This window comes from Gammaproteobacteria bacterium (assembly GCA_029884425.1).
GTDB lineage: Bacteria > Pseudomonadota > Gammaproteobacteria > S012-40 > S012-40 > JAOUHV01.
This window is the reverse complement of the sequence record JAOUHV010000039.1, coordinates 20,292-27,561: the sequence shown is the minus strand read 5'-3', so window position 1 is coordinate 27,561 and position 7,270 is coordinate 20,292. Positions and strand designations below refer to the sequence as shown.

Genomic DNA, 7,270 nt, shown 5'->3' with positions numbered 1-7,270 from the left:
TATGAAAATTTCGTCTGTTTCAACTCTGTTTTCCTATGGAGCAGTTTCTCAGTCATCATTGCCACGGCAATATCTGACCGACTCGGCGGCAAATGTTGCCGATACTGTCCGTATTTCAAACGCCGCGCGCGAAGCATTTTCTGCATCGCAATCGGCTGGTGATAGCCAGGCGATCGAAACACGTCTTGCGCAAATTAAAACTAAGGGGGCGATGAGCCGCACCCAGGAAGAGCATGATTTTGTACTTGCCAATGACCAACGCTGGGCTGACATAAGGGCGCAAGAGAGCTGGCCTGACCATTTGACTGCCGATGATCTGGATTATGTGCAAAAAGCCGGCGGACTGGTGAATACGATGGCCATGTTAAGTGATGATGAGAAAGCCTTGTATGACAAAGCGGTCGCGGCTGGTAATGAGGGTGCAGTTAGTGGTTTGACGATGATTGCGATGACGCGAATGATAGGGCCGGAAGCGGGTGGTGAGAATGGAGAAAGCTATAACCCGCTGACAACCAAAATAACAGCGGCCAATATTGAAAAATATTTCAGTCACAGCATTATTGATGCTACTGGCGAGGCGCAATCAAAATTTCAGTCTCTGAAAAAGTTCCTGAATGAGAACTCAATAACGGCGGCTTGATTTTAAACCATAACAACTTCAAGAGGTGTGTTATGTCGATAAGCGGGATCAATACAAATCGGGTGATGCAGTTATATGCCAAGAATGAGGTGGTAACCATTGTTGCAGTGCAACAGCCGCAGATGAGCGATAATGCAAACCAGGCATATGCTGATAAATTCGAATTTTCTGCGCATGCACTGGATATGTTGCGACGTCGCGAACTAAGCGCGGATGAACGGGATCAGTTTGGTAATATTTTGCAGCGTGCAGAGCAACAGCAAGCGCAGAATAACCCGGCGGCGTTTTTGAATTCGCTCAGTCAGGCAGAATTGAAGGTTGTGCAAAAGGCGCATTCCCTGGCATTTGACATTAAAATATCCACTTTGAACAACGAGGGAGCTGCGAATCTGTTGCAGCAACCAGGTAGTGAAAAAGATTTTAACGATGATGGTTTCGTTGCCATCGGCGAAGCCTACACCTGGCGATTCCCGCCACCCAATGCACCCGCATCAGTCCATCAGGCTTGGCAGGAAGCCGGCGGCAACTTGAGTGAAGAGGATAAACTCACCATCAGCGGTCGCTTCATGCTCGAAACAACCTTTGCCAACGTGAAATTTGATCACTCCGGCAAGCCAATCGGATTTTTTGGGCCAGGTGAGCCGGAATTCAAAAATCCATTTTCCCAGCCGGGCTATAGTTATACCGATTCATTGAATAAACATATCGAAGCATTGGCCTTTAAGGAGCAGCGCGGTGGTATGTCTAATTCAGAATATCAATTTTTACAGAAAGAAAAAGTGTTCTTGTCCGAACTGATGGAGGCCTATCAGAAGCATTCAGTGGGTTAATGAGCCTAGCGAGCGTGCAGCGGGCGGAAATGATCGGCCAATTTTTCACGCAGCGCGTTGGTGCATGCTACAGTATTGCCTTAAGTATTGGCGCTGATTGATAAATGAATGGATTGATTCTGCTCGACTGGGGAAACACGCTGATGCGTGATGATCCCACGGCCCGTGGGCCGATGTGTGACTGGCCCAGCGTGCACGCGATGCCGGACGCCGAGGCTGCGCTGCGCTACATGGCCAGTCATGTTCCGCTGGCCCTGGCCAGTGGTGCTCGGGATTCGGATGCGGCGCAGATTCGCCGGGCGTTGGCGCGGGTCGGGCTGGATCAATGGTTTGAGCGGATTTTTGTCGGCAGCGAAATCGGTTGTGGAAAGTCGGCTGAATTTTATCGCCGTATCGCCGCCGAGCTGTCGTTAGCGCCATCCCGCGTGGTGATGATTGGTAATGATTTGCAACAGGATGTGCGCAGTGCACGCGAGGCAGGCATGTACGCCTGTTGGGTGCCCGATAATGGGGCGACGACCGCCGATGAACCACGTTTAACCCTGCAACAGGCGGCACAGCGCGCAGTGGCGTGGCTCGCAACAATCTAAATTCCGCACAGTTTTGATCGAGGTGAAATTTGAATTTTTTGGCGCATGCACTGCTGGCCGGTGATGATCCCGCGTTGATTGTCGGCGGCGTGGTGGGTGACTGGATCAAAGGGCGGCTGCCTGCCGGATTGCCAGACGATTTGGCGCACGGCGTCGCATTGCATCGCGCCATCGACAGTCACGCCGAAACGCACGCTGCATTCAAGCAAAGTCGGGCGCGTATCAGTGTCGAGCGTCGACGTTATGCGGGAGTGCTGGTGGATGTTTTTTACGATCATCTGTTGGCCAAGCATTGGCAAACCAGACATACACAACCTCTCGCACAATTTTGTGCTGAAGTGTATGGCCACATCGAACATCGCTGGCAGGATTTACCGCCAGAATCTCACCCCGCACTGCGCGTAATGATGCGCGAAAATTGGTTGCAAAGTTATGTCGAGCTGCAGGGCATTGCGCAAATTCTGGCGCGGATGTCACTCCGGGTGCGTCAACCTGATCAATTGTTGGCTGGCGAACACGAATTTATCCGCCACGCCGAAGGTTTGAAGGCTGATTTTGATCACTGGCTGGCCGATGCCGAATCATTTTGCGCACAATGGCGGGCAGCGCGACAAAATTAATTTGTCATTGTTGCACCGCGTCGCCGCAGCGACATTGCCATCGCGGTGAAGGTGCTGACGATGGCCAGACTCCAAACCACCGCTGCGCCCGAGGGCAAATCAAATATGGCCGAGGCGATCAGACCAGCAAGATAAGCCAGCGCGCCAATGCCGTAGGCAATCCACAGTTGATTGGATTGCGCGATGCGTATTGCCAGCGCCGGCATGATCAGGCTGGCGAACACCAGATACACGCCCACCAATTGCACCGAAATCGTCACCGTCAGGGCAAACAACACATAAAAAAGCAGAGGATGTCGGTGCTGGCGCAGACCGAACCACAGCGCCAGAATCAGCGCGAACAGCATGGCTACCGGCAATAGCTGTTCGTAGCTGACCCACAGAATTTGTCCGGCCAGCAGGTCTTTGAGGGCTTCGTTGCCGTGCGGGTTGGCGTTCAGCACCAGAATGCTGCCGCTGGCGGCGAGCACGAACACGCAGCCGATGACGGCCTCCTGAACCTGCGGTAAAAATTGCTCCACCAGATACAACAACAGCGCGCCCAGTAAGGCGGCAGTGATGGCAATTACCTGAACTTGCCAACCGCCCGGTGTCAGGCCGGCGCTATAGGCGATGATGACGCCCAGCGCAGCTAGTTGTGCAACCGCCAGGTCGAGAAAAATAATGCCTCGCGCCAGCACTTGCTGTCCCAGTGGCACATGGGTGGCGAGCACCAGCAGCCCCGCCAGCATGGCGGGGCCGAGGATGGAAAGGTCTACACTGTCCAGATTCATTACAACGCGCCGAGCAACCTGTTGATAGTGTCATCATACAGGCTGAACAAGTCCTTCGCCTGGTCGGTGCCACCGACGGTGAACGGCAGGGTGACGACCGGTATGTTCGCGCGCGTCGCCAGCCATTGTGCGGATTTGTCCGGCTGGTAGGCGGCGCGAATGATCATGCGGGCGGGCAGCCGTTGTAACTGGTTGAGCACGCTGGACAAATGTCCCACCGTGGCGGGAATGCCTGGTTTGGGTTCCAGCGAGGCCAGTTGTTGCAGGCCCAGCCAATGCTCCAGATAAATCCAGCTGTTGTGATCAACCACAATGCTGATCCCGCGCAGCGGTGCGGCTTTTTGCGCCCACTGGTTCAGTGCCGCCTGCCAGCGCTGATCAAAGTCGCGATGGCGCTCGGCATAGCGGGACGCATTGGCGGCATCGATCAAGGCCAGCCGCGCCGCCAAGGCTTGCGCCACCTTGGCGATGTTGCGCGGATCGGTGTGGATGTGCGGATTGCCGGCGGGATGAATGTCACCCTGAGAGCGATCCACACTGCCGGTTTTGTCCAGCAGTGGCAGTTGCTCGCTGGCCATGAAATGGCCGGGACGACCAGGCTGAACCCGATCGTTACCCGCCTGACGCAACAACACTGGCAGCCAGCCGACTTCCAGATCGGCACCGGTGCAGATCAGCAAATCAGCGCGCCGCATTTTGGCGATCAGGCCGGGACGGGCCTGAATGTGGTGCGGGTCTTGTTGCGCCGTGGTGGCGGTGAACACGTTGACGTGTTCACCGCCCAGAGTTTGCGCCAGCGAACCCCATTCGGGTTCACAGGCGAAAATGTTCAGCTCTGCCTGGGCGGTGGCAGGCAGCCACCATCCCAGCAACAGGCCAGTTAAAACAGCGTGAAAACGTGTCATCGCCGCGCTCCTCAAAACGTGTGCGCGCCATGAGCGCCCAGACTCATGGTGAATTGCATCAACCATTGGTGATCGAGTTCGGCTTGTGACTGGTCACGGTTGTACTGCAGTCGCCAGCGGCTGAATTCACTGCTGGAATAATCCAGCATGGCGCTGCTGCGCGTGGGGGCATGGCCTTGGCCGTCCAGTGCGGTGCCCGCCAGGGCGACGTTGCCGGGCATGGCGTCCAGCGCGTCATGACGCAGACCGGCGCGCCAGCGTGGGGCAAACTGATAAACCGCCTGGGCGTACCAGCCGTCGCTGGTGGCGGTATGCGAGACCGCCGCGTTGCCGGCCGGGGTGAAGCTGCCGCTGTGGCGGCTGCGCAGATATTCCGCCTGCAGGGTCAGGCTGCGATCGGCAGCGTTGCCGCCTGGGGCCCATTTCCACACCAGGTCAGCGATGGCGACGTGGGTGCGACCGTCGAACAGGTCCGGGTTGTCGGGATCACCGGAGGCGCGAGCATCGGCATTGGCCTGCAAGTACGACACGCCGGCCCGCCAGCTGTGACTGTTGCCCAGATCACCGCCCAGGTGAACAAAACCACTCCAGCTACCAGTGCCGTGCTTGGCACTGCCGCCAGCGGGAAAGGCGCTGCCGTTGAACCATTCCGCGCCGAATTCAGTGAACACATCCAGTGGTGCCAGCCAGCGAATTTGTACGCCGTCATCGCCATATTGACTGCCCAGCAGGGCGCGATACGCCAGGGATGGATCGACAAACTGCCAGCTGTGCGCGTGTTGCTCGTTCATGTAACCCACACCGGAGAAAAACCGACCAGCCCGAAAGGTCAGGCCGTTGCCCAGCGCGGTGGTTTGCACATAGGCGTTTTCTACAGCCGCTTCGTCATTGGCCATGGCAAAGGTGAAAGCGCCGTACCAGCTCTGATCAATATTGGCGCTGATGTGCAATTCCGATTCGCCCAGCGCAAATCCTTCCTGACCGGGTTCGCTCTCGCCGCCCAGCGGATAACCGGCGATGTTGTATTCCTCGGGTGAGTGGGAAAACTCGCCGAACGTACCGCTCAAAATCAGCCCAAGGGCCGGGTTATAGGCGTTGCTGGTGGGACCGGTGCCAGCCGCGTTGGCGGTGGGCAATGCGGCAAACAGTGGCAATGAAAATACAGTGGCGCAGACGGAACGTGCGCGCAAAATGCGACGATGAAACATCATGATGCTCTCCAAAAAAAGACGTTGATAGCGACATGCGGCCAAGCATTAAGGCAGCATTGTCGACGAAATTTTTCTAAGGATTACAGGAGAACCGGCGGCGCGCGAGGCTGGGGTGAAATGTAGCTTTGTGCTGGCGGCGTCAGGCTGACGACAGCGGCCACAAGAAAATCCGCAGTGGTTAGCGCAAACTCACCTGCGGTGTTGGCAACGTGTACATTTGCCAGGCCGCTGGCGTGCAAACAGTACTCGCATGGATCTCCCTTGAAGTGCTGCTCCAGCTCGGTTTGATGACTCAGCAGCAAGCACTGGGCAAGCACCAAACTGATGGCCAGCAACAGACTGAACAAACGACCGGAGCGGATGAGGTTCAAAGGATTCTCGCACACGTTAGGGGCAGTGGCGGCACAGTCAGCCGTGCCGCCACCCATTCACGAGGCTCAGTGTAACAAGTTTTTAAGGCGATTCAACATTGGAGGTGGCTTTTGTGCAATGTAAAAATGGGGGGCTTACCGTTGTGCTCAGACTTCGTGCTACGTAGCGCACAGCGCATCCCACGGGAATAAATAAAAAACGGATGCTAAGGCATCCGTTTTTTTATGTGTGGCTATAACGCCTGAAGATACTTAACCACTTGGGAACTATCACCGGTGAACACGACGCGGGCCTGTTTTTTCTGTAGCTGGTAATCGTACATGGGATCGTAATAGTGGGTGAGCAGGTATTCGATGCAGGCGCGGTGATCGTCGTGTTGTTGGTGTTGCAGGCTGTTGGCGATCGCCTGAGTCATCAGGTTGTGAACTTCGGTGTAGCGATCGCCGCCCAAACGGCGTTTGATTTTTTCCAGAGAATTGAACAAATGATTTGCCCAGATTTGCTGGCCCTGGGTTTCGCCAAAAACAGACTGATACTGCTGGTAGGCAGTGACGATGTATTCCTGAAAAATATTTTCTACCCGCGTGGCGATGTCGACATTGACGATGACCACCGGGGCTTGTTTCATTTGCGCAAACAACACATCCGGCAATTTACGCGAACCAATGCTGGCGGATTCGTCTTCCAGAATCAGCGTCGATGATTTGTTGATCCGGTGTTTTAACAGCGCGATGGCCAGGGCATTTTCGATGTCGATTTGCGAGGGTTGCGGCAGTGGGCGATTGCCAAATGCTGATCCCAGATGATGATAGATGGCTTCCAGATCAATCTGGTTTTTCAGTTGTTGCAACAGCATGGTTTTACCGCTGCCGGTGCGACCGCTGAGCAAAGTGATTTGAAAATTCTGCGCGCAGTTTTCAATTTCTTGCAGCAAAAAACGCCGCATGGCTTTGTAGCCGCCTTTGACGCGCGGATAAACGATGCCGGTGTTTTCAAAAATCCATTGCTGGGAAATTTTGGAGCGCATGCCGCCGCGAAAACAATACAGCGCGCCTTGCGGATGTTGCGCGACAAATTTTGCCCAGGGTGCGACGCGCTGTTGCTGAACTTCGGCAGTGGCCATGGAGTAGCCCAGTGCGATCGCGGATTCCCTGCCTTGCTGTTTGTAGGCGGTGCCAATGATTTCGCGTTCTCTATCATTGAGCAGCGGAAAATTGGTCGTGCCTGGAAAGGCGCCGGCAGAAAATTCTATCGGTGCGCGCACGTCCAGCAGCGGAGTGTCTGCCAGAAACAGTGCCTGGTAGTCATCGAGTTGTGGTAATTCCATGT

9 protein-coding genes are annotated in these 7,270 nt (G+C 55.4%); 4 read left to right on the top strand and 5 right to left on the bottom strand.

Translation table 11 applies throughout. The annotated features are described in order from the left end of the window. From OEW58_10505 to OEW58_10490, 4 genes are all read left to right on the top strand, one after another. Positions 1-640, top strand: a 640-nt coding sequence (locus OEW58_10505; GenBank protein MDH5301780.1) for a hypothetical protein, incomplete at its 5' end; no start/stop codon positions are given. Positions 641-672: 32 nt separating this feature from the next. Continuing rightward, a complete protein-coding gene (locus OEW58_10500) occupies positions 673-1,470 on the top strand; it encodes a hypothetical protein (GenBank protein ID MDH5301779.1) in 798 nt (265 codons plus the stop codon). 104 nt (positions 1,471-1,574) lie between these two features. After that, positions 1,575-2,060 (top strand): HAD family hydrolase, encoded by a 486-nt coding sequence (locus tag OEW58_10495; protein MDH5301778.1) that lies wholly within the window; start codon positions 1,575-1,577, stop codon positions 2,058-2,060. 29 nt (positions 2,061-2,089) lie between these two features. Further along, on the top strand, positions 2,090-2,680 hold the full coding sequence (locus tag OEW58_10490) for an ACP phosphodiesterase (GenBank protein ID MDH5301777.1): 591 nt from the start codon (positions 2,090-2,092) through the stop codon (positions 2,678-2,680). Here the strand turns inward: OEW58_10490 and OEW58_10485 are convergent. The 5 genes from OEW58_10485 to mnmH all read right to left on the bottom strand — a co-directional run bounded on the left by OEW58_10485 (position 2,677) and on the right by mnmH (position 7,268). Next, positions 2,677-3,453 carry a metal ABC transporter permease gene (locus OEW58_10485; GenBank protein MDH5301776.1) on the bottom strand — a complete coding sequence of 259 codons (777 nt, stop codon included), beginning with the start codon at positions 3,451-3,453 and terminating at the stop codon, positions 2,677-2,679. The genes OEW58_10490 and OEW58_10485 overlap by 4 nt on opposite strands. Beyond that, the gene (locus OEW58_10480; protein ID MDH5301775.1) at positions 3,453-4,358 is read right to left on the bottom strand and encodes a zinc ABC transporter substrate-binding protein; all 906 of its coding nucleotides are present in this window, start codon (positions 4,356-4,358) and stop codon (positions 3,453-3,455) included. The genes OEW58_10485 and OEW58_10480 overlap by 1 nt, the downstream gene beginning before the upstream one ends. A gap of 11 nt (positions 4,359-4,369) precedes the next feature. After that, positions 4,370-5,569, bottom strand: a complete 1,200-nt coding sequence (locus tag OEW58_10475; protein MDH5301774.1) for an OprO/OprP family phosphate-selective porin — start codon at positions 5,567-5,569, stop codon at positions 4,370-4,372. A gap of 80 nt (positions 5,570-5,649) precedes the next feature. Beyond that, a complete protein-coding gene (locus OEW58_10470; protein MDH5301773.1) occupies positions 5,650-5,940 on the bottom strand; it encodes a hypothetical protein in 291 nt (96 codons plus the stop codon). A gap of 233 nt (positions 5,941-6,173) precedes the next feature. Continuing rightward, positions 6,174-7,268, bottom strand: a complete 1,095-nt coding sequence (gene mnmH, locus OEW58_10465; protein ID MDH5301772.1) for a tRNA 2-selenouridine(34) synthase MnmH — start codon at positions 7,266-7,268, stop codon at positions 6,174-6,176. Between the last annotated feature and the right edge of the window lie 2 nt (positions 7,269-7,270).